Origin of the sequence: Acinetobacter sp. 766875, from assembly GCF_000582055.1 — a bacterium.
GTDB classification, from domain to species: Bacteria; Pseudomonadota; Gammaproteobacteria; order Pseudomonadales; family Moraxellaceae; genus Acinetobacter; species Acinetobacter nosocomialis.
Genome location: NZ_JEXX01000008.1, coordinates 61,527 through 85,505, shown reverse-complemented (window position 1 = coordinate 85,505; position 23,979 = coordinate 61,527). Strand labels below are relative to the sequence as shown.

The following is a 23,979-nucleotide window of genomic DNA, read 5'->3' as shown; positions in this document are numbered from 1 at the left end:
AAGGCTCACCTGATGGGGCAATCATTAATTTTTAGTAATTTGATCTAAATCTACCAATTCCGCCATATGCTGATTGCCACGATCATTAGGATGTAAATGATCTCCAGAATCATAAATGGGATTTAAACGATTGGGATGTTTTGGATCTTTTAAGCCTTCATCAAGATCAAGTACACCATCAAATGTATGACTGGTTCTTATCCAGTGGTTAATGCGCTGACGTAATTGATCTTTGTTGGGTTGATAGTAATTATCTAAAGGCGTATTGGGTAAAGCACCAGAAAACGGAAGTAAAGTTGCACCAATCACCTGAATACCTTGCTTGTGAGCTTCATTTACAACACGCTGATAACCTTTAGTTAAGGCTTCAAAAGAAGGTATTTGCTGTTTAGGAGCAAACGCTGTGCCGGGCCATGAAATATCATTTATACCAATTAAAACGATTAAAGTTTTAACACCTGAATATTGAAATATTTCATTGTTTAAACGTTTTAAAACACTATCGCCCATACCATCGGTAAGCAGTCGATTTCCTGAAATTCCGCTATTAATTACCGCTACTTGATGTGGCGATAAACGCTTAGCCAAAAAATCGGTCCATCTCGTATTCGCATCTAAGGTTGCAGTCGCTCCATCGGTAATTGAGTCTCCAATAACAGCAACCACCTGAGCTTTCTCTTTGGGTTTTACCTCGATTGCAGACAGTAATAATCGCGCTGTTGTAGTTTTTGCATTCGTAGGCACATTTAAATTTGTTGTCTGATTTCCAGTAATGAGCCAACTGGTTTGTTTGGCATCCCAATGGAATGTTTTAAACGTTGTAGGCTTTTGAATAAAGCTATTCACCACCAATTGAGCATGATCGGGAACAGCTAACTTGATTGGATCACTCACCAGTTGTTTGCCAGGTAAAATTTTTGCTTTAAGTTGACCAGAAAAATAAACGGAATAGGTGCTCTTAGATTTTGGAGTTACTGCGTTCGCTAAACCAATCGTTGTTTGATCAATATAAACGGGTCGTTCACCATATTGATTGGTAAAAACAAGCCGAACAGCTTCACCGCCCAAACTAATTTGGCTTACCTGTCTAATTGTTTGGTTGGATATTTGCTCTGGAATGAGTGTTGGAAAAACGAAGTCTTTATTCCAAACTTTTTGAGGGCTGGCAGACCAAGTGGTAATCCAATGGTTCTTTGGTACTTCTGCTTGTGCAACGCTCGTAAATAAAACCAGAGAAAATAGGGTAGCTTGAGAAAGTTTCATCTCGTGAACTCTTTGAAACGAATTAAAGTTATCTTGAAATAAATTGATGCCTTGTTATAGCGGGCTAAGCGGAATAAGATTTGTGAATACAATTCATAAATAAATTTTGTTATGTCTTATTTTGATATTAATCGATCTGGCGAGTTGGCAATTTTTATACGTGTAGTCGAGCTTGGAAGTTTTTCAGCCGTAGCACGAGCATGTGATATGACGCCGTCTGCGGTCAGTAAGTTAATTTCCCGTTTAGAAAAAAGACTTGGTGTCAGGTTATTGAACCGTTCAACACGTCAGTTTCAGCTTACCAGTGAAGGGTGTCAGTTTTATGAGCAAGGCCTTCAAATACTCAATAATTTAGATGAACTTGAACAATCTGTTACTGCTCACCATAAACCGCAAGGGCGAATTAGAATCCATACCAGCTTTTCATATTGGACTCACTTTTTATTGCCTTGCATTAGTTTGTTTAATCAACGCTACCCGGAAATTGAATTAGAAGCTCATTTGAGTGATGAAGTAATTAACTTAGTTGAACAAAGAATTGATGTGGCGATTCGAACAGGACCTTTGAAAAGCTCCAATTTGGTAGCTCGCTCACTCGGGAGTACACATAAATATTATGTATGTTCACCTACATATATTGAAAAGTATGGTTGTCCCAAACATCCGGATGAGCTACATGCACATCGGCTTTTAGATGTAAGTTATCAACGCCAGAACAAAACCTGGTTATTCAAAAAAGCAACTCAGGAAATTAACTTAACGCCATCTAAAGTTTTAAAAGTAAATCAGGGTGAAGCAATTTTACAGTTAGCACTGGCAGGCGTTGGTATTGCTCAGCTGAATGAATTTCAAATTCAAAAAGCAATACAGCAAAAGCAACTCATCAAGATTCTTGAAGACTGGAATATTCATGCTTGTGAAGAATTCCATGCTGTCTGGATTGGTCATGATAAATATGTTCCAAATCGTGTTCGCGCATTTTTAGATTTTTTGGTAGAGCATGCTCCTATACAGTAACTCATTGTTTCCTTGCACTAAATTGGCACTGTTGCATAGTTTTATTCATTGTTTCTACAAAATTCATTTTAGTATCAATATTCTGCAAGCTCACTTTTGGTAAGCTTTCTACAAATTGTGGTGAATAGTGCTGCTCTAACGAGCTATAGATACAATTACACTGTGAAAGGTCATGTCCCGCCCCAACACAACGTGTATTAAATTCATTTTTACTCATGGGTCTGCAGCCCATCAGATTTAAAACACTGAGTGTAACAAGGCTCACCAAAACAAAACGATAGAGAAAAAACATTGTTGTTACTCTGCATGGGTTGTTGTTATCGTTAAGTGATGTTGATAGAAGTTCTAATCTTTATGTGGTATTTGAATACTTAAAACTTTTAACCCTAACTTATATAAAAAGGGTAGAAAAAAGATTTAAGTAAACGATTTTTGAACTCTATAGAAAGTTTTTATTTTTGAGAAATGGGTACGATCTCTAAAAATGCTTGAACAAATAAAAAATGCCGAATGTAAGTAAAATCAATAAAAGTACGTAAAAAATATAGAATAATAGTCATGAGTGACTCCTTGATTAAAAGAAGTTATGCCCACTCATTGCTAATCATTATGGTGGCGAAACGAAAGAGGGTTAGCAGACTGATACCTAAGAAACCAGCACACCCGAAGGTGTCCCACTCTCGTTCCTCCATCAAAGGCACGAGGGGCATCACACCAAAAAACGTGTTTTTTAGTGCACTTAGGTAGACGGTCTGCTAAAACCGACTGACAAAATTGGTCAGCGCGAGCATCATAAGCTGAGCATTGGGGTGGGTCAATTGCAAAAATAAAAGATTGATTTATATAATTTGATATAAATATTTGCCTGTTTTTATTTAGAAAATAGAAAAATTAAAAAATATAATGTGTATATAACTGTTTTTTATTTCACCTTTGGAGTTGTTTTTTAATCTTATATATCAAATATTTATTAATTGTTTATTTGTATAGTATGTCAATGTCGTTAATTAGATGTATCGTTTGGCTAAACTATTTAATAATTCGATTTTTATAACCTAGACGATGTAGTATAAACACTGCATGCCAAAAAATAACCAAAATTTCAATTGCAAGAAATGTAATTTTATTAATCATATTTTTGGGTTTTTACAAAAGCTTGCATAATCTACAAAAGTTAAGAGAACCACTGCGGTAGGCCAACATAAGATAATGTTATTCATAAACCTACATTTTAATATTTATAAAGGTGATTTAAATGGTAAGAATATTTTGTGCAGTAAGTATGGTGCTGGCAATTGCTATGGGCATGAGTGCTTGCCAAGACCGTAATTCAAAAAATGATGGCATGCATGGAGCAAGTGATCCAGCGACCTCTCATGATATGAATAAAAACTCGTAATAAATTAGTTTTTACTAAAAAAGCCTACTTTATAAGTGGGCTTTTTTTATCGTTATTTTATCTAAAGAATATAACTTAACAAGTAATCAAATATTTTAAAATAAAATATAAATCAATAATTTATGTTGTTTAAATGACTGGGATTTTTAGTGTTACTGAATTGTTGTAAAATGAATATATCTTTTCAAAAAGTTAATAAAACAAACACAATAGCTTACTTATATTCATCCAAAATTCATTTTAGTAATAATGAACTATAAAGGTAAGGATATGCCCCAATATTTAAAAATAGCTGAGAAAATATATCAAAATGTTAAAGAAAAAAAAGGTTTTACAGATGATCCAATGGAAGATCTTAACAACTTGATGATCGAACTCAGACAGGAAATAAAGGGGACAAAGTTAAAGCTTTTATATAATTATATTGATTTTGCCGAAATACTTATTAAGCCCTTGCAAGAGTCAAAAATTAAATTGGATTTAAGTCTTATTCCTAAAAGTAAGAATACTCAAGAATTTGTACTCTGGCTTGCTGGTTTTATTGAGCGGATTACTACGGGTGGACAAGAGAAATTACCCCCAATTCGAGCTAAAATTACTTTCCCCGCCTATGCCTACGAAGAAACTTACCCCTCGCAGAAAAAGCCTGTAAATAATGGGGAAGAAATAATTGAATATTTTAAAAAAAATCAAAGTTGATTTTGAGGAAAAGCCTGACCAGATTAACTGAGTCAGGCTTTATGTTTGATAGGACCTTTATGTTTAGTGATATTTAAGGTAGTACGTATGTTTGTATATTTTACAGATGGAACTTGCATTAATGATTCTGAAATTTATGGCGTAAAAGCTAAGCACGAGCAAAATAAATATGTAGTGGAGGTGACTATTAAGCCGACCCATGTACTCACTACAACCGTGAGCGTACAATTTAAGAAAGAAGTTTTTGATGATCCAAATTTAGCAAATCAGTACCTTAATCATAATTTTAATATGCCACCATATTTTTAAAACAATAAAAAAGCCTATTTCCCAGGGCCAATAGGAAATAAGCTTATAGCTTTGGACCAGTTGAGAATGTTACATATCATCCCATGCATCTTTAATCGCTTGTTTAGCGTGTTCCCATTTAAGGCGGGACTCGGCTTTTAGCTCTTCCCATTTTTGCTTTAAGCTACCTTCCATATCTTCAAACTGAGTTCCTTCTTTAGATTCAGAACGAGCCCGATGACCAAGTTCATAAGCTGCAGAAAAATCACGATCATAATCTAGATCTGGTGTAGTTAATTGCGCTTCTTGATAATAAGGACGAGTAAGATAGCTTTCACGCCAGCGAGAGTCAGAATAGTTATGATCGCCAGCTACCAGTTGAGCATGATCTGTATTTTGATCTGTCATCAGAATTCCCTCATATTTTATTGAATTTTATGTTTATATTTTGATTTAGGAAGGTGCTTTCACCTTCCTAAATGATTGACCGCATCAAAGAACAACTAAAAACGATTAGCGTTGTTGGTTGTTATTTGAGTTTTGTTGGCCAGAATCTTTTTGGTTAGATCCTTGTTGTTGGCCGCGGTTATCATTTTGCTGTTGCTGCTGATTATTTTGTTGCTGTTGATCGTTTTGCTGTTGGTTACCGTGTTGCTGTTGATTACGGTTGTCATTTTGCTGTTGTTGTTGCTGCTGATTATTACGTTGATTTGCTTGATTATTAGTAGTGCTCATTTTTTAATACCTCATATCAATTATGACGATGTGTTTTATCTGAGAGCTTCAGATAGGTTTATTAAAACATGTAGATTTTAAATGTGTAGGGTAGGGGTGTTACCCTATATTTAACTGTAAATTTAAATTTGAATAAATTGCTGATTTTTAATATAAGTAATTTTTTAGAATAAACATTATTAATATGAATGTTTAATAAATTACATTTCAGTACACAACATTTAAAAAAGACAATAAATATGTCTAAATGTATATTTGTTATCTTTTATATAGGTTAAGGTGTTTTTTTATCTAATATAATAAATTTTATATCTTGAGTAATGTAGTAAGTCAACTTTCTAAGCTTTAAAAAAGCTGGTCCTTTTAATACACGCCTAAAATTATAAAAATTATTTTGATAATATATTGAATAAAAGAACGTTCCTACTGGTTTTTTTTGTGTTTCTGAACCCCCTTTTTTGAGTAGACCCGTACATGCAACATACATATCTGCATGTAAAAGCTCTTTTCCTTTATTAATCATTTCAACAGTTACTTGCATTGATTCTGCTGTATATTTTTCAATAAGTACTTCTGAAATATGTAGGGTATTTTCTTTGACACAAAGATCATAACTCACAAGGCTTCCAATCAATATATCCCCCGAATAAGGGCTCAAAGAGAAGCGGTAAGCCAGATAGCCGGCAGAAGCACTTTCAAAAAAAGCAATTTTAATTTTTTCCTTAGCTAATAATTTACAACATGAATTAAACATTTTAATTCTCCCTTAAATTATTTTTAAAATGTTATAAAAATATATAACTATTTACTTTGTTATTTTTTTAATGTTTATAATTTTGATGGTGAAACTAATGTAAGTTTAGATTAAGTTTTGCAAATTTTATATAAAAACAGCAGCTTAAATAATTCTAAAAGTTTAAATGTAATTTTGCGTTAGTAACTATGTTATTGAAATATTTTAATTTTTAGGTTTGATCTTAATTTTTAATAACGCAAAATAACAAAGTTAAAACTTGATTATAGTTAGGGTGACGTATGGTAATTGATATCTCACAAACGGAGAATGAAAATGCCTGTTGTAGTGAAAAAAAGATTATTAGACTTATTACAAGATAATCAACAAAATTATTATGAATTGTTTGTTTTTTTTCTTGACCCTGATGTTTCAAGTTTTGAGAAAGAGAAAAAGGCAAGAGATTTTCTTATTAAAGAAATAGATAAACTAGAGATGACGGAAATAGATTTTCCTTCAAGTATTGATTCGATTAAAGAATGGTGTGAAAACGATAATAAAAAAAATTGTCAGGAATTTCAGGCATATTTAAATCGTAGACAAGATGGTCATGGTAGAGAGTATTTTCAGAATGTTGCTCAGGCGTTTGAGTTTTTAATAAAGGTATCTCCGACCAAAAAAGTAGATGGTGCTTGGCTATATAGCTCTGTACATTACTGGAATGATCCTGTCTTTCATGAACTTATTATTACTTATCTAGAAGAGCTTGGATTAGGTGAACCGAAAGCGAATCATGTGTGTATCTATGATGATCTTTTACGTAGTCTTGGACTCGACAGTTTCGACCTGCTTTTAGAAGATGATTATTACCATCAAGCCGTAGTACAGCTTGCACTAGGGTATGCACCGCCTGAGTTTATTCCAGAAATTGTGGGTTTTAACTTAGGTTATGAGCAGCTTCCTCTGCATCTTTTAATTTCGAATTATGAGCTTGCTGAATTAGGTATCGATTCTAAATACTTTAATTTACACATTACTATCGACAATATTGACAATGGCCATGCTTATAAAGCGATTAAGGTTATTGAAGATATTTACAATAAATACAGGGATAAAGAGCTTTTCTTTACCAAGTTAAAACAAGGTTTTGCCTTGAATAACCGTGGTGAATCTTCTTCAAATATTATAAAGAATTTAAGTCTTGAAAACTTTGTTCATAAAATTTTGAAAAGAAAAGCACTTGTCGGTCAGTTAATTCATAACGAAACCAGACAGTTTGGCTGCAAAACTATTAATCAATGGTTATCAAACCCCGATGATATTGCAGGATTGATCAATCATTTAACTGAACAGAAATGGATTAAATTTAATACCGACCCTGAACAGAGCGTGTTCTGGCGGATGATTAATGAAGAAAATGGAAAAATGTTTGGGGTATTTAACCCTGTAGAGCGTCAAATTATTCATGACTGGATCGCTGGTAGTGATCATTCTTCTAACTTCTTGGCATACAGCAGAGAACTAAAGAATAGCCAGCGTATTCAAGATTATCTGTTTAGCTATATCTCTGATGGCGAGCTTGATGCACTGCAAGAGCGCGTGCTGCAATCAAGCGATCTTGCAATAAAAATATGCAAACTTACTCCGTTTCTAGCCCCTGATTCTCATCATAAAAGCATTGGTCTTTGGAGTACTCGTAAATACGTAGAACTTCTTTTTCCTTATTTAGGGACGTTTAAAAACTAGTTTGATAAACGTTTTCAACTTCAACCCAAGTTTAACTTTCAAAACATAGGTAATGGACATGAACGACAAAACTAAATTAACTAATAAAACAAGTGAAATGGCTGGCGCCGATGCAGCAAATAAAGCCAATACTACCCAGAAAACTGAACAGTTAGACACAGTAAGAGATGATGCAACTAACGAGGCATTAACCACAAATCAAGGTGTTAAAATAGCTGATAACCAAAATAGTTTAAGAGCGGGTATTCGTGGTTCGACCTTGTTGGAAGATTTTATCTTAAGAGAAAAAATCACCCACTTTGACCATGAGCGTATACCTGAGCGTATTGTGCATGCTCGTGGTGTAGGGGCGCATGGTTATTTTCAGGCTTATGAAGGAAATGAACGTTTGACCAAAGCTGGGTTCTTAACAGACCCAATCATTCAAACTCCAATTTTTGTACGCTTTTCAACAGTGCAAGGTCCGCGTGGTTCAGCCGACACTGTCCGTGATATTCGCGGTTTTGCAATTAAGTTTTATACCCAAGAAGGTAATTTCGACTTAGTTGGTAATAACGCCCCAGTCTTTTTTGTGCAAGACGGTATTAAGTTTCCAGACTTTGTCCATGCAGTAAAACCTGAACCAGATACAGAAATCCCGACTGGTGCAACTGCACATGATACTTTCTGGGATTTTGTGTCTTTAGTGCCTGAATCTGCACATGCGGTAATTTGGGCAATGTCAGACCGTGCGATTCCACGTAATTTACGTTCGATCCAAGGGTTTGGTGTGCATACCTTCCGTTTAATTAATGTCGAAGGTAAATCACACTTTGTGAAATTTCATTGGACACCAAAACAAGGTTTAAGTGCGCTCGTATGGGACGAAGCTCAAAAACTTGCTGGTAAAGACCCAGATTTCCACCGTCGTGATCTTTATGAAGCGATTGAGCAAGGCTTTTATCCAGAATGGGAACTCGGCGTGCAGATTGTCGAAGAAGAAGATGAAATGAACTTTGACTTCGACTTACTTGATCCAACAAAAATTATTCCTGAAGAATTAGTCCCTGTTACGCCAATTGGTCGATTTGTTTTAAACAGAAATGTAGATAACTTCTTTGCTGAAACAGAGCAGGTGGCTTTCTGTCCGGGTCATGTAGTGCCTGGTATTGATTTTACAGATGACCCACTTTTACAAGCACGTCTATTTTCATATACAGATACCCAGTTAAGCCGTTTAGGTGGACCAAACTTCCACCAAATTCCGATTAATAAACCTGTGTGTCCATTCCATAACAATCAACGTGATGGCATTCATCAACATACCATTCATAAAGGTCAAGCTTCATATCAACCGAACTCGATCGATGGAAATTGGCCAGTTGAGACACCGCCAGCAGCATCAAATGGTGGTTTTGAAAGTTATCCTGAAAAAATTAGTGGACATAAACTTCGTCAAAGAAGTGAGACATTCTCTGATTATTTCTCACAGCCTCGACTTTATTACAAAAGCCTTGCGCCGCATGAGCAAAAACATGTGGTCGATGCCTATACTTTTGAGTTAAGTAAAGTTCAAAGAAAACATATTCGTGAGCGCCAAGTTCAACAAATTTTGGCAAATATCGACCTCGATCTGGCACGTCAAGTCGGTGCGAATTTAGGTATTGAAGTGCCGGATTTAACCTTAGATTATAAGAAAACAGCAATTGAAAAATCTGCCAAGTTGTCTTTTTTAGCTTTCCCTCCTGAAGACATTCAAGGTAGAAAAGTCGCTGTGCTTATTCATAATCTTGTGAAGTCAGATACACTTGAAGCAATTAAAAATTGGGCAATTAAAGAAGGTGTAGTTGTTCATTTACTAGCGCCGAGCTTGGCTCCAGTAAAAGACCATAAAGACAATATTATTGTAGCTGATGGTATGCAAATGGCTGAACCTTCAATTGCTTATGATGCTGTAATTGTTCCAGATGGCGATAATTTAAATGCAGTGATGCAAGATGGTGTAGCGCGCCATTATGTACTAGAAGCTTATAAGCATTTAAAACCAATTGCATTTTTAGGCAATAAATCTGATTTGCTTGAACCACTCGGTTTAGTTGCAGATGAAGGAACTTTGGTTGAGGATGAGTTCCAGCATATTGCAGAAAAATTTAAAAATCTGATTAAAGCTCATCGTGTTTGGTCACGAGAACAAATAGCCGCACACGTACCGGCTTAAATAAAAAAGCCCTGAAAGTTGAAGCTTTCAGGGTTTTTTCTAAATGACGTTAGCGCTTAGCCATTAACAATTTGACCGCCATTTACATGAATTACCTGACCCGTAATATAACTTGCATCATCTGAGGCAAGAAAAAGGTAAGCAGGGGCGACTTCACTTGGCTGACCCATGCGACCCATTGGGGTATCTTTACCAAATTTCTCAACCGTTTCTGCATCGAAACTGCTTGGAATGAGAGGAGTCCAAATTGGCCCTGGTGCCACACCATTTACGCGAATACCTTTTTTCTGTTTCATTAAGTTGTTCGACAAGCTACGAGTAAAAGAGGTAATCGCACCTTTAGTACTCGCATAATCGATGAGCTCATCATGACCTTGATAACTGGTAATGCTGGTGGTGTTTATAATACTATCACCTTCTTCCATATAAGGAATCGCTTCTTTGGTTAAATAAAACATGGCAAAAATATTTGTTTTAAATGTTTTTTCTAATTGTTCATTACTAATACTTTCAATTTCTTTTTGCTGATATTGAACTCCAGCATTATTTACTAAAATATTAATTTTTCCAAAATGCTGTAAAACCTTATCAATATTTTGTTTTGCAAGGTCTGCATCGGAAATATCACCTTTTAATAGAAGACAGTGCTGTCCTTCCTTTTCAACAAGTTGTTTGGTGATTTCAGCATCTTGATCCTCTTCAAGATACAGTACCGCAATATCGGCGCCTTCACGGGCAAACAATACGGCAACCGAACGGCCAATACCGCTATCGCCACCGCTAATGACGGCAACTTTGCCTTTTAGTTTCTCACTACCTTTATGAGATGCTTTAATGATTTCTGGTTCAGGATGCATCTTCTCCTGATCGCCTGGCTGATGAGGTTGAACTTGTGCTGGAACTGCTGTTGGATACTCATTTGTTGTATTTTCCATGTCTAGACTACCTCTATTTAAATTTCAGTCCCTTTATAGTGATTAATATGCACGTGAATATAAGTAAATAGTCTTTTTTTAAAAGTTGTCTTTGTTATTTTATATATAAGGATGTAAAAAAATATAACATCTAAATTTTTATTAAATAATATCCAATAATTTAACCTTGTTTTTATCAATCATACTTTCAATAATTGATCGATTACCTGTATCCTCTAACCAATTTTCTATAGGTATATAATCCGATAAATCTAAAATTTCTTTTATTACGGTTTCTGCTTCTACTATAGATTTTAATTCTGGTTTATTTTTAGCTGCTAAATTATCAAATGGTTCTTTTATATCTTCTTTCTCAATGTTTTTTGATTTAATAATATGTAAATCTCTTTGGAAAGGATGGCTTGCATGAGGTGGGTCTAATCTATAGCTCCATTCTTGGTTATAATCTTGCCAAATATTTTTAATTTGTATATTGCTAAGTAAAATTTCAGGTACAGAAATATGAATGTATTGTAGCGATGACTGAGTTTGAGGTAATTTCATGATTCATCTCTCATAAATATTATATTTTAATTTTAAATCTTGATTTTGCTCACTCAAGTAAATTTTTTCTGAAAAAGTAATTGATTATGTTATTGTTTTTAAATAATTTTAATTGTATTTTTTATCTGTTTCTTCAATTGTTAAGATGTTTTTGTTTATTATTGAATTGTACATTGTGAAAGTTTATGTTATTCACATTGATCTTTTGAAGGCATTTGTAAAAATATATTATTATGTAGGATTGAGTAATAATAAGTATGGCCAGTATTTAAAAAGTAAAACTATAGAATATTTTATAAATATTTTAATTGATAAAATCTTTATTTAAATAATCATCTTAGAGTTTTTTGCGTATTTTAATTTATATACATTTAAAAAGGTTGAAACATAGCATAGGTATAAAAATATTTTAAATCTCTTATCTTAAATTTATCCGTTCAACAAAAGCGGTAGCTACTATAATTTAAATATAGGAAGATATAACTATGGCTAATACTAGATATGAAGATCACGATAACAATAGTTCAGGTACTTCAAATCGTGGATTTGCAAGTATGGATCCTGAAAGAGTAAGAGAAATAGCCAGTAAAGGTGGGCGTGCTGCGCATGCAAGTGGTAATGCACATGAATTTACTTCAGAAGAAGCTCGTGAAGCTGGTCGAGCTGCACACGCTAGTGGTAATGCACATGAATTTACCTCGGAAGAGGCTCGTGAAGCTGGTGCTTTAAGTCATAAGAATGATGATCGCAATGGTCGCGGTCGCAGCCGTTATGACGATGACGAAGATGATGATCGCGGTCGTTCAGGTGGCCGAGGCCGTAGCCGCAGTCGTTACGATGACGACGAAGATGATGATCGCGGTGGTCGTTCGAGTGGCCGAGGCCGTGGTCGCAGTCGTGATGACGATGACGAAGATGATGATCGCGGTCGCTCAAGTGGCCGAGGCCGTGGTCGTAGCCGTTATGATGATGACGATGAAGATGATGATCGCGGTCGTTCAAGTGGCCGAGGTCGTGGTCGCAGCCGTTATGATGACGACGATGAAGACGATGATCGTGGCCGTTCAGGTGGCCGAGGCCGTGGTCGCAGTCGTCGTGACGATGATGACGAAGATGATGATCGCGGTCGTTCAAGTGGCCGAGGTCGTGGTCGCAGCCGTTATGATGACGACGATGAAGACGATGATCGTGGCCGTTCAGGTGGCCGAGGCCGTGGTCGCAGTCGTCGTGACGATGATGACGAAGATGATGATCGCGGTCGTTCAAGTGGCCGAGGTCGTGGTCGCAGCCGTTATGATGACGACGATGAAGATGATGAACGTGGCCGTTCAGGTGGCCGAGGTCGTGGTCGCAGCCGTCGTGACGATGATGATGAAGATGATGAACGTGGCCGTTCAAGTGGCCGAGGTCGTGGTCGCAGCCGTTATGACGACGACGAAGATGATGATCGTGGCCGTTCAGGTGGCCGAGGTCGTGGTCGCAGCCGTCGTGATGATGATGACGAAGATGATGATCGCGGTCGTTCAAGTGGCCGAGGTCGTGGTCGCAGCCGTTATGACGACGACGAAGATGATGATCGTGGCCGTTCAGGTGGCCGAGGTCGTGGTCGCAGCCGTCGTGATGATGATGACGAAGATGATGATCGCGGTCGTTCAAGTGGCCGAGGTCGTGGTCGCAGCCGTTATGACGACGACGAAGATGATGATCGTGGCCGTTCAAGTGGCCGAGGCCGTGGTCGCAGCCGTGATGACGACGATGAAGATGATGATCGTGGCCGTTCAGGTGGCCGAGGTCGTGGCCGTAGCCGTTATGATGACGATGACGACGATGATCGCCGTGGTCGTTCAGATGGCCGTGGACAAAACTCTCGTAATCAAAAACGCGATGCTTATGGGCGCTTTACGTCTTAAGCAACTAGTTTTTGAGAATAAAGGAGGCATTATGCCTCCTTTATTTTTTATTATTTTTAAACTTATGAATGAGTAAGAGGGTGTAGGCCTTTTACAATATCTGTAAATTCTGAGCCGTTTATCCAAAAAGATTTCTTTAAAAATAATGTCGTCATAATACTTTCGGCTGCTTCACTTTCCGGATTTTCACAGAAAATTCCATAGCTTTCGCCTAATACCGCATCATTTTCAATAAGACGGATATAGTAGGCATGTTGTTCATTCGCATAACCTAAAACTGCATCACGTTGATTTTTCATTTCGCATGTCTCCATACCAAAAACTGAATCTAACTCATATTTAAGTGTTCAGAATTTCATTGATAAAAATCAAAACAGTCAGTAATAAGGACTATTTCACAATAGGTTTTGATTCTCTTCAAATTCCCATTTCCGTTTTAGCATCCCTGTTAAAAGCAAAATGGATTAAAATCTGATCATGAAATTTATTGTTATGCAAAAAAAATATTTCGTCAACTTGAAAATGTAACTTTTTCAAGTTACATTGTTTGTGTAGGATTTGAACGGTGAAATGGAGGCGATATGCCAAAGAAGAAAGAATTCGAGCATGGCGGTGCACGGGAAAACGCCGGCCGTAAAGCACAGTTCAATGAACCCACTAAAGTGATTCGTGTTCCTGAATCTCAAGTCAACTTTATCAAAAATTGGTTACTGAATAATGTCAAAACCGATAACCAGACAGATTTCACTTCAAAACTAAAGATACAGCAGGTCCATCCGAACAACGATAAAATTTACCATATCCCTTTGGCGACAGAACGTGTGGCTGCGGGTTTTCCATCGCCAGCACAAGATGATATTGAACAAGCACTCGACTTAAATGAGTACTTAATTAGAAATGAAAATGCCACTTTTATTGTCAAAGCCAATTCGTTGTCCATGTTAGATGCCGGAATCGATATTGATGATCCGCTTATTGTGGACCGTAGTATTCCAGCTAAATCGGGCGATATAGTGATTGCACTTATCGACAATGATTTCACTGTTAAGCGCTTAATGATTGATACTCAATTTCATCCACCTAAAGTCTGGCTAAAAGCAGAAAATCCTGATTATCAAAATATTTATATTGAAGATGGACAGGAGTTGGTCATCTGGGGCGTTGTGACGTATAACCTCAAACGTATGAGATAAATTTTTCTTATATTTTATTATTCATGTTACTGACCTGAAATGGAGGCCAGTAACTTTTTGCTGAATATCTTTTTAAATTTGCCCAATCAATAAACATGTAGCGATAACGACCATCAAACCACCTGAAAAACGGCCGACTAACTGTGCTGCCTGCGGTCTGGTTTTCAAAATGGCCTCTGAACCATAACCCACCATTAAGTAAATAATGGCGCAGCTAATCATGTGGACAACACCAAAGGCAAGAATTTGAGTTGTTACTGACCATGAAGCAGTGGTGTCAATGAATTGAGGAAGCAAGGCTAAAAAGAGTAAAAAAACTTTCGGGTTTAAGCCACTCACATAAACCCCTTTAGTTGCCCAGCTCAACCATGACTGAGCCTTTTCAGAACCAGACTGATTTGGAGTAGGAGGGGTAAGTAATAAGTTTATTCCCATCCATAACAAATAAGCAGACCCCGCCACAGTAAGAATCATCAAAGCAGTTGGGTTATTTGCTACAAGCAGACCAACACCAGCCGCTACCAATAAAATCGTAATAAAGTGCCCAAATAGCATACCTGCAACAGCGGGTACGACGACTTTACCCTTAATACCTGCCGAAATGGCATAGGCCCAGTCTGCCCCTGGCGTAATAATAAAAAGAATAGAGACACTCCAAAATGCAATAAAAATGTTAAAAGCCATATGCTTATCTCGGCAAACTATTTTCCAAAGGTTTCGCTCGTGGTTTAGAAAAAATCCCTATTTATGCGAGCTTGTTGAAAATAATATGCTCATGTATTTAGAATGTGCTTTTAAATGTTTGCTCATATTACATGCATTTGGGGTAAATTTTTCTAAATGGATCGCACAGATAAAAAGATTCTTGCTGAATTGCAATTAAATGGCCGATTATCTATCACTGAGTTGGCAGAAAAAGTTGGTTTGAGCATTTCACCTTGTCACAGACGAGTGAAGGCTTTAGAAGAGTCGGGAGCTATCAAAGGCTATCGGGCAGAACTCGACCCGAATTTAGTCGGTTTTGAATTTTCAGCGATTGTTTTTATTACGCTTAAAGAGGGTGATAAACAGGCAGTTGAGAAGTTTGAAAATGCCGTGATTGAGATTCCACAAATTATTCAAGCTCAGCGTTTGTTTGGTGAGCCAGATTATTTGCTACATGTGGTAGCTAAAGATTTACTGGCTTTTCAGCGTTTATACGTTGAAAAATTATCTGCTATTCCAAGTGTGCAACGGATCATCTCAACCATTGTGATGAAAGATGTAGTGCCTGAACGTTTATTTCCGATTGGCTAAGAATCATCAGATATAAAAAAAGAAGCTTTAAAGCTTCTTTTTTTAATTGGTAAGGGAGTTAAGCATCGAGTGTTTTACACAAAGAACAAATTGTACCGTTATGTTTGTGAGAGAACATAATATCTGGACGCTCATAGCCTTGCTCACATACGCGGCAGTGATAAACAGTTGCTACTGGTGTACCTTCAGCATCGTAACGTGGTTCTTTAATACCGTCATCGTGTGACTTGATGTAGTATTTTCCTTTGGTTAGTAGGCCCATGATTGGTGTTAATACAAAGGCAAGTACAAGCGCAATAATTGGAGAGTAAGGCGCTAGGAAACTACCCAGTAAGCCGAAGAATGCTGCAATTGATAAGCCTGCTGATACAAGGAACGCAACCATACCAACAGGGTTTACGTTGTAGAGCATGTCACGGCGGTATTCCGGTTCTTTTGGTGAAAGTTTTAAAACATATTTGTTGATCGAAATATCTGTTGCAACCACCACCACCCAAGCAATCGCAAAGTTTGAATAGAATCCTAAGATTTTACCTAGTACCGCAAACATGTTGCCTTCCATTAGAGCAAGCGCAATTGCCAAGTTTACGATCACAAAGACAATACGCCCCGGATAATGTTTGCTAATACGAGTGTAGGCACTTGTCCATGCAAGGGAACCAGAGTAAGCATTGGTCACATTAATTTTAATTTGAGAAATAACCACCAAAATCACTGCAAGTGTTAAAGCTGCCCAGCCCGGAAGCATGTCATGAAACGCTGCATTAAACTGTTGAACAGGTTCGGTGCTGTTTACGCCCGGTATTTTAGTGAGTAAATAGAATCCTAAAAATGCCCCAATAATTTGTTTGATTGCCCCTAAAATCACCCAACCCGGACCTGCTGAAATAACCGCAGCCCACCATGCTTTGCTGTTTTCTTTTGTTTTTGCAGGCATGAAGCGTAGGTAGTCAATTTGCTCACCAATTTGCATGATTAAAGATAAACATATACCCGCACCAAGCATAATCGCTGCCATATCTACAGGTGCAAAACCTTCATGACCTGTAAACGTTGCAAACTGGCTAACTAAGGTAGGTTCTTGATAAATCAGATAGGCTACAGGACCAATCATTAGAACGAGCCAAAGTGGGGTAGTCCAGACTTGTAATTTACTTAAAGCTTTCATGCCGTAAATGACGAGTGGAATGACCATAATGGTTGAGATGAGGTAACCTGCCCATAGCGGAATGCCTAAACCGAGTAATAACCCTTGCGCCATGATTGAACCTTCAAGGGCAAAGAAAATAAAGGTGAAACTGGCGAAAATGATACTGGTCAGGACTGAGCCGATATAACCAAAACCTGCGCCGCGGGTAATCAAGTCAAGGTCGATGTTATAGCGAGCTGCGTAGTAGGCTAAAGGAATGCCGGTTAAGAAGATAATAATTGCTGCAAATAAAATGGAGAAAACAGCATTGGTTGTTCCATAAGACATACCAATACTTGCGCCAATAGAAAAGTCAGCAAGATAGGCAATACCACCAAGTGCAGTAATAGCAACAACTTTGGGACTCCAGCGCCGAAAGCTGTGTGGAGCATAACGTAAAGTATAATCTTCTAAGGTTTCATTCACTGCTTTTTGTGAATCTGTACCTTGCACAGTGTCCAGATTTGGATGTTCAGATACACTCATAACATCAATCTCCCAATCATTTTCGGTCAATCAACACAAATATTGATCATTGTTTTTTGATGGTTTTGAGTGTGTGATTTTTGGGAAAAATTGAAAATACGTTATTTTGCGTATATGTGCGTATTAGAAAAAATCGCCATGATAAATGACTTTTGGCATAAGGATTGCTGGGTTTAATGCAGCCACATGCCAAACATGAGTGTTATGCCAGATTCTTCACGCCCCCCACAAGCGCCACAACGTGTGATCAAAACACGCCGTGAATATAATATTTGGGTAGCAGATGAAAGTATCGAAGATTATGCGCTCCGCTACGCCCCCGCCTCAGTACGTAAATGGTCACCTTGGACGGTGACCAATACCGCAATTTCGACAGTCAGCTTTTTGGCGATGGAAGCCATTGGGGCGACCATGCTTTGGCAATATGGCTTTAGCAATGCGTTATGGGCAGCAGTTGTCGTATGTACCATCATATTTTTGACCAGTTGGCCGATTAGTTATTACGCCGCAAAATATAATGTAGACGTCGATCTGCTTACTCGTGGTGCAGGTTTCGGCTACATTGGCTCGACCATTACATCTCTAATTTATGCCAGCTTTACCTTTATTTTGCTTGCGTTTGAAGCCGCAATTATGGCAATGGCACTTGATCTGGCTTTAGGCATTCCGCAAGTTATTGGTTACTTAATTTCTGCCTTAGTGATTTTGCCTTTAGTGGTCAAAGGCATTGGTTTTATTAATAAAGTTCAGGCAATCACTCAGCCAATCTGGCTCTTATTGCTGTTATTACCATGGTTTTTTGTACTTTGGAAACAACCACAAATTTTAAGTAGTAGTCTGCATTTTGTTGGGGCAGTTTCAAACTCAACTGATTTTAACTTGTATTACTTTGGTGCGGCGTGCACTCTTATTTTTTCATTTGTGATCCAAATTGGTGAGCAAGCCGACTATTTACGTTTCTTACCGCAAAAAGAAAAGAATAGAACTGCATGGCGTTTTGCCGTTTTTTTAGGTGGTCCATCTTGGATTATTTTTGGATTTTTAAAAGTTTTGATGGGCATGGTGCTGATGGTGTTGGCTTTTCAGCTGTTTATTCCTGTCTCTGAACTAGACAATCCGACTTATTTATATTGGGTTGCTTATCAACAGTTGATTCCAAATCCTCAGCTAGCTTTAATATTAACTTTAGCACTGGTTTGCTTGGCGCAAATTAAAATTAATATGACCAATGCCTACGCTGGTTCATTGGCATGGTCTAACTTTTTTGCGCGCTTAACTCATAGCCATCCGGGACGAATTGTCTGGCTTCTTTTTAACGTGTTTATTGCCATTGTTTTGATGGAAATGGGCATTAGCCATGCGGTTGAACGCATTTTGGGGCTATATAGCAATATCGCTTTGGCATGGATTGGCGCCGTTGTTGCCGATTTAATTATCTGTAAGCCTTTAGGTCTAAGCCCGAAAGGAATTGAATTTCGTCGTGCTTATTTATATGACATCAACCCCGTAGGCGTTGGCGCCTTACTCATCGCTTCAGTGTTATCGATGCTGAGCTATTTGGGCTTTTTCGGTCTCATGGCGAAAGGTTTAGCAAGTTTCATTGCTTTGGGGAGTGCGGTTTTATGCGTTCCTATTATTGCTTACTTAACCAAAGGCAAATATTACATTGCACGCCAGCCTGAAAAAATTCAGGCGACGTCGGTTGCTAACTGTGTCGTGTGTGAAAGGGACTATGAGCTTGCCGATATGGCGGGCTGCCCAGCCTATAACGGTACGATTTGCTCTCTATGCTGTTCACTTGAAGCACGCTGTCACGATTTATGTAAACCTGATGCACGTTGGTCGGTACAGCTCAAAAAAGCCATCTGGCACTATTTACCAGAACGTTGGGCTAGCCGTTTAAATAGCAGGGTCAGTTTGTATTTATTACTGACTTTAGGGCTTTCAATCGTTTTGGCAGTGAGTTTAAGTCTGGTTTATATCCAAGAAAAAACCTATTTAGAAACCATTAATGCCGCAGCCGTTCCGCAGTTATTCACGCTGTTTGTAAAAATTTACACCATTTTATTTTTATTGATGAGTGTTGCAGCATGGTGGTTAGTACTAAACGATGAAAGCCGACGTAATGCCGAAATCGAAACACATCAGCAAACAGCATTATTGATTGATGAAATTGCTGCCCATGAAGTCACTTCAAAAGACTTACAAGACGCCAGAATAGCAGCAGAACGGGCTAATGATGCAAAAAGTCGTTATGTCATTGGCATTAGCCACGAACTACGGACGCCTCTAAATAGTATTTTGGGCTATAGCCAATTACTTCAAAAACAAGAGCAACTCTCTGAACAAGGCAAACTGGCGCTCGGGGTGATTAGCCGTAGTGGGCAGCATTTGACTTCACTGATTGACGGGTTACTAGATTTAGCACGAATTGAAACAGGTAAAATTTCTTTAAATGTAGTGGATGTTCATTTCCCCAATTTTATTGAACAGATTATTCAAATGTTTCAGCCACAGTTTGAACAGAAGAATTTACAGTTTGTTTATGAAATTGGAGAGAACTTACCGCACTATGTTCGTACCGACAAAAAACGCTTAGAGCAAGTGCTCATCAATTTGCTGGGCAATGCATTAAAGTTTACAACGAGTGGCACAATTACTTTAAAAGTCGAGTACCGTTTTCAAACGGCTTACTTTGAAATTAGAGATACGGGCTGTGGTATTGCCGAGGCCGATTTAGAGCGAATCTTTAATCCGTTTGAACGGGGCAGCAATGTAGTGCAAGGCGGATTTACCGGGACAGGACTCGGACTACCCATTGTAAAATTATTAGTCGATTTACTTGGTGGCCAGCTATCTGTGACTAGTCAGCTCAATCAGGGTTCACAATTTAAGATTAAGTTTTACTTACCTTCAAAAGAAGTAGTTCATCCAATTTCTAATGTTTACTCCAACCAGATTACGGGTTATCAAGGCGAGCGAAAACGAATTTTGGTTGTCGATAATGAAGCGGTGGACCGAGGTTTAGTCGCTAATTTTCTAAAACCTTTGGGATTTATGATTGAAGAAGCCGAGTCGGGCATTGACTGTTTAAGACAAGTACCTATTTTCCAGCCGAACCTGATTTTGATGGATTTAAATATGCCTTTGATGGGCGGGTGGGAAACAGCACGATTATTGCGTCAGAATAATATTACCAATGTGCCGATCTTAATTATTTCCGCCAATGCAGGAGAGCGCGAAGTCAATCCACAAGACGCCGTTTTAAGTGAAGACTTTATGTTAAAACCAATCGATCTCAATTTGTTGCTGAGTAAAATTGGAGATAAGTTGGGCTTGGTGTGGATTGATTCCAAATCAGAGACACTCCTTGAAAATAAGGAAGTTCAAGCACTGGATGTAAACGTGTTTAAGCAGGAGCAAGCTACTGTTCATACATCAATTACACAACCTGAAAATAATGATCTGCTCGATTTACAGCAAAGCTTGCAGCAATTAAATGATTTAATTGGACAGGGTTATATTCGAGGAATTCAACAGACTTTAACGCAATGCCGTCAAAATTTTCCGGAGCATAAAGAGTTATGGGAACAGCTTGAACAGGCTATTCAAAAGTTTGATTTAAAACACGCGCAACGATTAATTCAGGATAAGTCATGAGTACGCAACATGTTTCTTTTCAGCAAGCTTCACCAAACGAGCAGGCTGTTATTCTGATTGTGGATGATGTGCCGGAAAATTTAGGCTTGTTACATGAAAGTCTGGATCAGGCAGGTTATCGCGTGCTTGTCACAACCGATGGGTTAAGTGCAATTGAAATTGCACACCGATGCTTACCGGATATGATTTTACTCGATGGCAATATGCCACATATGGATGGTTTTGAAAGTTGTATACAGCTTAAAGCGAGTCCAATTACGCAGTTTATTCCCGTCATTTTTATGACAGGTTTGTCTGAGACAGAGCATATTGTGCGTGGTTTTCAGGTCGGCGGGGTGGACTATGTAACCAAACCTTTGAATATTGAAGAAGTATTAGCAAGGGTAAAAACACATTTGGCACATGCCAAACTATTGCAACAACAGAAACAGGTGATTGATGCAACGGAAACAGCCATTCTTGCGCTAGATGTTCACGGTAAAATTGTGTGGAAAACCCAAAAAGCCAGTGATCTACTAAATCAATATTTACCTGAATTAGAAGGTTTTGAAGCAGGCTTAAAAGCTTGGTTTTCAGACTTAGAGCATGAAAAAGACCCAAAAAAATTAACCAGCTGTTCTTATTCGACACCATCTCAGCAATTACAGCTTTTATTACTTACGCCGTGGGAAACTGAACCAAGTGTGGCAAAAAATTATCTTATCCAGATAAAAACTTCTACGCCAGCTCTGGAAATGAATGATATTTTGAAATATTGCCCGCAGTTGACTCAACGTGAAGCAGAAGTCATGCACTGGTTGTTGTTAGGAAAAACCAATAAAGACATTGCAGAAATTTTGGAGCTGAGTCCACGGACAGTGAATAAACATTTAGAGCATGTTTTTGAAAAACTTTGTGTTGAAAATCGAACTGCTGCCGTAGCGCATATTAATAGTCTGGTACAAGAGTTTCATTGAGTTCATTTAAAAATAGAGGCCCGTGTTGAGCCTCTATCATCTGTATTACTTCAAGTTTTGTTTAAAGAAACTGGTTAATTTATTAAATGGAATGAGATCGACTCGATCATATAAATCAACATGTCCAGCGCCTTTAACGTAGTAAAGTTCTTTTGGTTGGCCTGCGAGTTTGTAAGCCTCTTCACTAAACTCTTTTGAGTGGGCCTGATCACCAGTAATAAATAGCATTGGACGTGGTGAAATCGTTTCAATGTCATTAAAAGGATAGAAGTTTAAAAATTTGACATTACTTGTGAGCGTTGGGTGAGTCGTAAGCTCTCTCGATGAGCCTTTAGGCGTATATTCTCCGCGTGGAGTACGATAAAAGTCGTAAAATTCACGTTGAATAGGGTGTGTATCTGCTGTTAGTTCATGCGTAGTTCCGCTGGTATATTTGGTTTCACCACCTTTAAATTCAACATAACGCTGTGCAGCGGCTTCTGCAATAATTTGCTTTCTTTGTTCTAGGGTTTGTGAGTGATGTAAGCGATTGCGGTTTGCTGCACCCATGTCGTACATACTTACAGTGGCAATAGCTTTTAAACGTGGATCAATTTTTGCTGCACTAATGACAAAGCTCCCGCTTCCACAAATACCTAGTACACCAATATTATTAGGGTTAATGAAAGATTGTGTTCCCAAATAATCTACAGCGGCACTAAACGCTTCTGCATAAATATCTGGTGCAACCACATTTCTTGGTTGGCCCGCGCTTTCACCCCAAAATGATTGATCAATTGCTAAGGTCACAAAACCTTGTTCAGCCAGTTTTTGTGCATAAAGCATAGAGCTTTGCTCTTTTACAGCCCCCATAGGGTGGCCAATTACAATTGCAGAGGCTTTAGTCTTTTTATTCAAATTTTGGGGAATAACCAGATTGCCGACAATATCCATATTATATTGATTTTTAAAAGTCACTTTTTGAATAGTCACTTGCTGACTTTGATAAAAATTATTCGCTCCATTAGACATATCGGCCGCCATAGCTGAAGTTGAAGAAAATAGACCAATAGTTGCTGCACAAATTGCAGCCACCGTATGGGTTTTAAACTTTTTAAATAAGGGAGATGTAGTCATAAATACCTCAATTTAAACAATGTGAATGGGTGAGTAGGTGCATGCTTATTTGATTTGTGAAATTGAAATTTTGATCGGTTGGTTTTGCTTGAATGCTTGGGGAATAGCATCTAGTTTTCCAAGAAAGATAAGGCCATTGGCATAACCAACATGAGAATCTTTATAGAAAAAAGCCAGATTACCCCAAGGAGCATAATAGGTAAGATCACCCGCTTTCCCGACATATCCATGAGGCGCGTTTTGTGTAGTTAGCTTGGTGGGTAGATCAGCTATTTTTTCAGTAGAGTCATAATCTTTAAGGATTAATGTCAAAGGAAGCTGTTTGGCAAAATCTTCAACAGTAGGTGACATGGCTAATGTGGCAAATAGCGGTTGCTGTGCTCCATCTATATCAATACGGATTTTCATCATCGATCACCTTTGTTGATTTTTACCTTGAGGCTTTATTGCATAAGAAGCGGAGGTCACTGAGAACAAAACACATAGGCTGACTAAGCCTTTAAAAAACTTATAACTAGCCATATCAACTCACCTCGCTTCTTTAAGAAAAAGCACATAAATGCAATGAAGCTATTTATTCTTTAACGTAAAGATATGAGTGGAATTTATTAATTTTTT

Annotated in this window: 22 protein-coding genes and 1 pseudogene; 11 read left to right on the top strand and 12 right to left on the bottom strand. The window is 37.9% G+C overall.

Going from position 1 to position 23,979, the window contains the following annotated elements; translation table 11 throughout:
* Window positions 1-24 precede the first annotated feature (24 nt).
* Window positions 25-1,263: an SGNH/GDSL hydrolase family protein gene (locus J576_RS09515; RefSeq protein WP_002048339.1), complete on the bottom strand. Its 1,239-nt coding sequence runs from the start codon at window positions 1,261-1,263 to the stop codon at window positions 25-27.
* A 111-nt stretch (window positions 1,264-1,374) separates the two neighbouring features.
* Here J576_RS09515 and J576_RS09510 point away from each other — a divergent pair, with 111 nt between their 5' ends.
* On the top strand, window positions 1,375-2,280 hold the full coding sequence (locus J576_RS09510; RefSeq protein ID WP_002048352.1) for a LysR family transcriptional regulator: 906 nt from the start codon (window positions 1,375-1,377) through the stop codon (window positions 2,278-2,280).
* Window position 2,281: 1 nt separating this feature from the next.
* Here the strand turns inward: J576_RS09510 and J576_RS09505 are convergent, their stop codons facing one another.
* Window positions 2,282-2,572, bottom strand: coding sequence for a hypothetical protein (locus J576_RS09505; protein ID WP_004709395.1), 291 nt, complete (start codon window positions 2,570-2,572; stop codon window positions 2,282-2,284).
* Window positions 2,573-3,535: 963 nt separating this feature from the next.
* On the opposite strand from J576_RS09505, the gene J576_RS20195 reads away from it, so the two are divergent.
* The 3 genes from J576_RS20195 (at window position 3,536) to J576_RS09490 (ending at window position 4,687) form a co-directional block, all read left to right on the top strand.
* Window positions 3,536-3,679 (top strand): hypothetical protein, encoded by a 144-nt coding sequence (locus J576_RS20195; protein WP_002048336.1) that lies wholly within the window; start codon window positions 3,536-3,538, stop codon window positions 3,677-3,679.
* Window positions 3,680-3,949: 270 nt separating this feature from the next.
* Window positions 3,950-4,378: a hypothetical protein gene (locus J576_RS09495; protein ID WP_031950626.1), complete on the top strand. Its 429-nt coding sequence runs from the start codon at window positions 3,950-3,952 to the stop codon at window positions 4,376-4,378.
* An 87-nt stretch (window positions 4,379-4,465) separates the two neighbouring features.
* Window positions 4,466-4,687: a hypothetical protein gene (locus J576_RS09490; RefSeq protein ID WP_002048363.1), complete on the top strand. Its 222-nt coding sequence runs from the start codon at window positions 4,466-4,468 to the stop codon at window positions 4,685-4,687.
* Between the two features lie 69 nt (window positions 4,688-4,756).
* Here the strand turns inward: J576_RS09490 and surA1 are convergent, their stop codons facing one another.
* The 3 genes from surA1 to J576_RS09475 form a co-directional block, all read right to left on the bottom strand.
* Window positions 4,757-5,074, bottom strand: coding sequence for a surface antigen protein 1 (gene surA1 / locus J576_RS09485; protein WP_002048358.1), 318 nt, complete (start codon window positions 5,072-5,074; stop codon window positions 4,757-4,759).
* Window positions 5,075-5,179: 105 nt separating this feature from the next.
* A complete protein-coding gene (locus J576_RS09480) occupies window positions 5,180-5,401 on the bottom strand; it encodes a hypothetical protein (RefSeq protein ID WP_000108365.1) in 222 nt (73 codons plus the stop codon).
* Between the two features lie 274 nt (window positions 5,402-5,675).
* On the bottom strand, window positions 5,676-6,155 hold the full coding sequence (locus J576_RS09475) for a CinA family protein (protein ID WP_002048380.1): 480 nt from the start codon (window positions 6,153-6,155) through the stop codon (window positions 5,676-5,678).
* Between the two features lie 315 nt (window positions 6,156-6,470).
* Between J576_RS09475 and J576_RS09470 the strand changes: the two genes are divergently transcribed.
* A complete protein-coding gene (locus tag J576_RS09470) occupies window positions 6,471-7,880 on the top strand; it encodes an iron-containing redox enzyme family protein (protein ID WP_033855566.1) in 1,410 nt (469 codons plus the stop codon).
* Between the two features lie 52 nt (window positions 7,881-7,932).
* Entirely contained in the window at window positions 7,933-10,077 is a 2,145-nt protein-coding gene (gene katE, locus J576_RS09465; RefSeq protein ID WP_081400857.1) for a catalase HPII, read from the top strand.
* A gap of 56 nt (window positions 10,078-10,133) precedes the next feature.
* Here the strand turns inward: katE and J576_RS09460 are convergent, their stop codons facing one another.
* Entirely contained in the window at window positions 10,134-11,012 is an 879-nt protein-coding gene (locus J576_RS09460) for an SDR family oxidoreductase (protein ID WP_002048314.1), read from the bottom strand.
* A 141-nt stretch (window positions 11,013-11,153) separates the two neighbouring features.
* Entirely contained in the window at window positions 11,154-11,555 is a 402-nt protein-coding gene (locus tag J576_RS09455) for a DUF6367 family protein (RefSeq protein WP_002048269.1), read from the bottom strand.
* A 485-nt stretch (window positions 11,556-12,040) separates the two neighbouring features.
* Between J576_RS09455 and J576_RS20545 the strand changes: the two genes are divergently transcribed.
* Window positions 12,041-13,465 carry a KGG domain-containing protein gene (locus tag J576_RS20545; protein ID WP_033855565.1) on the top strand — a complete coding sequence of 475 codons (1,425 nt, stop codon included), beginning with the start codon at window positions 12,041-12,043 and terminating at the stop codon, window positions 13,463-13,465.
* A 62-nt stretch (window positions 13,466-13,527) separates the two neighbouring features.
* Here the strand turns inward: J576_RS20545 and J576_RS09445 are convergent, their stop codons facing one another.
* Window positions 13,528-13,764, bottom strand: coding sequence for a hypothetical protein (locus J576_RS09445; RefSeq protein WP_004709372.1), 237 nt, complete (start codon window positions 13,762-13,764; stop codon window positions 13,528-13,530).
* A 282-nt stretch (window positions 13,765-14,046) separates the two neighbouring features.
* Here J576_RS09445 and J576_RS09440 point away from each other — a divergent pair, with 282 nt between their 5' ends.
* Window positions 14,047-14,658, top strand: coding sequence for a LexA family protein (locus J576_RS09440; protein WP_002048408.1), 612 nt, complete (start codon window positions 14,047-14,049; stop codon window positions 14,656-14,658).
* A 72-nt stretch (window positions 14,659-14,730) separates the two neighbouring features.
* Here the strand turns inward: J576_RS09440 and J576_RS09435 are convergent, their stop codons facing one another.
* Window positions 14,731-15,342 (bottom strand): LysE family translocator, encoded by a 612-nt coding sequence (locus J576_RS09435; RefSeq protein ID WP_002048382.1) that lies wholly within the window; start codon window positions 15,340-15,342, stop codon window positions 14,731-14,733.
* A 156-nt stretch (window positions 15,343-15,498) separates the two neighbouring features.
* Here J576_RS09435 and J576_RS09430 point away from each other — a divergent pair, with 156 nt between their 5' ends.
* Window positions 15,499-15,954, top strand: a complete 456-nt coding sequence (locus J576_RS09430) for an Lrp/AsnC family transcriptional regulator (protein WP_033855564.1) — start codon at window positions 15,499-15,501, stop codon at window positions 15,952-15,954.
* A 58-nt stretch (window positions 15,955-16,012) separates the two neighbouring features.
* Here the strand turns inward: J576_RS09430 and J576_RS09425 are convergent, their stop codons facing one another.
* The gene (locus tag J576_RS09425; protein WP_002048267.1) at window positions 16,013-17,629 is read right to left on the bottom strand and encodes a purine-cytosine permease family protein; all 1,617 of its coding nucleotides are present in this window, start codon (window positions 17,627-17,629) and stop codon (window positions 16,013-16,015) included.
* Between the two features lie 195 nt (window positions 17,630-17,824).
* On the opposite strand from J576_RS09425, the gene J576_RS09420 reads away from it, so the two are divergent.
* Together J576_RS09420 and J576_RS09415 are read left to right on the top strand one after the other, a co-directional pair.
* Entirely contained in the window at window positions 17,825-21,289 is a 3,465-nt protein-coding gene (locus J576_RS09420) for a hybrid sensor histidine kinase/response regulator (protein WP_033855568.1), read from the top strand.
* The gene (locus tag J576_RS09415; protein ID WP_000107129.1) at window positions 21,286-22,245 is read left to right on the top strand and encodes a response regulator transcription factor; all 960 of its coding nucleotides are present in this window, start codon (window positions 21,286-21,288) and stop codon (window positions 22,243-22,245) included. Before J576_RS09420 ends, J576_RS09415 begins: the two co-directional genes overlap by 4 nt.
* 45 nt (window positions 22,246-22,290) lie before the next feature.
* Here the strand turns inward: J576_RS09415 and J576_RS09410 are convergent, their stop codons facing one another.
* Complete coding sequence (locus J576_RS09410; RefSeq protein ID WP_002048411.1) at window positions 22,291-23,361, bottom strand: alpha/beta hydrolase; 1,071 nt, start codon at window positions 23,359-23,361, stop codon at window positions 22,291-22,293.
* Window positions 23,362-23,406: 45 nt separating this feature from the next.
* Window positions 23,407-23,883 (bottom strand): annotated as a pseudogene (locus J576_RS09405) (cyclophilin-like fold protein).
* Window positions 23,884-23,979 lie beyond the last annotated feature (96 nt).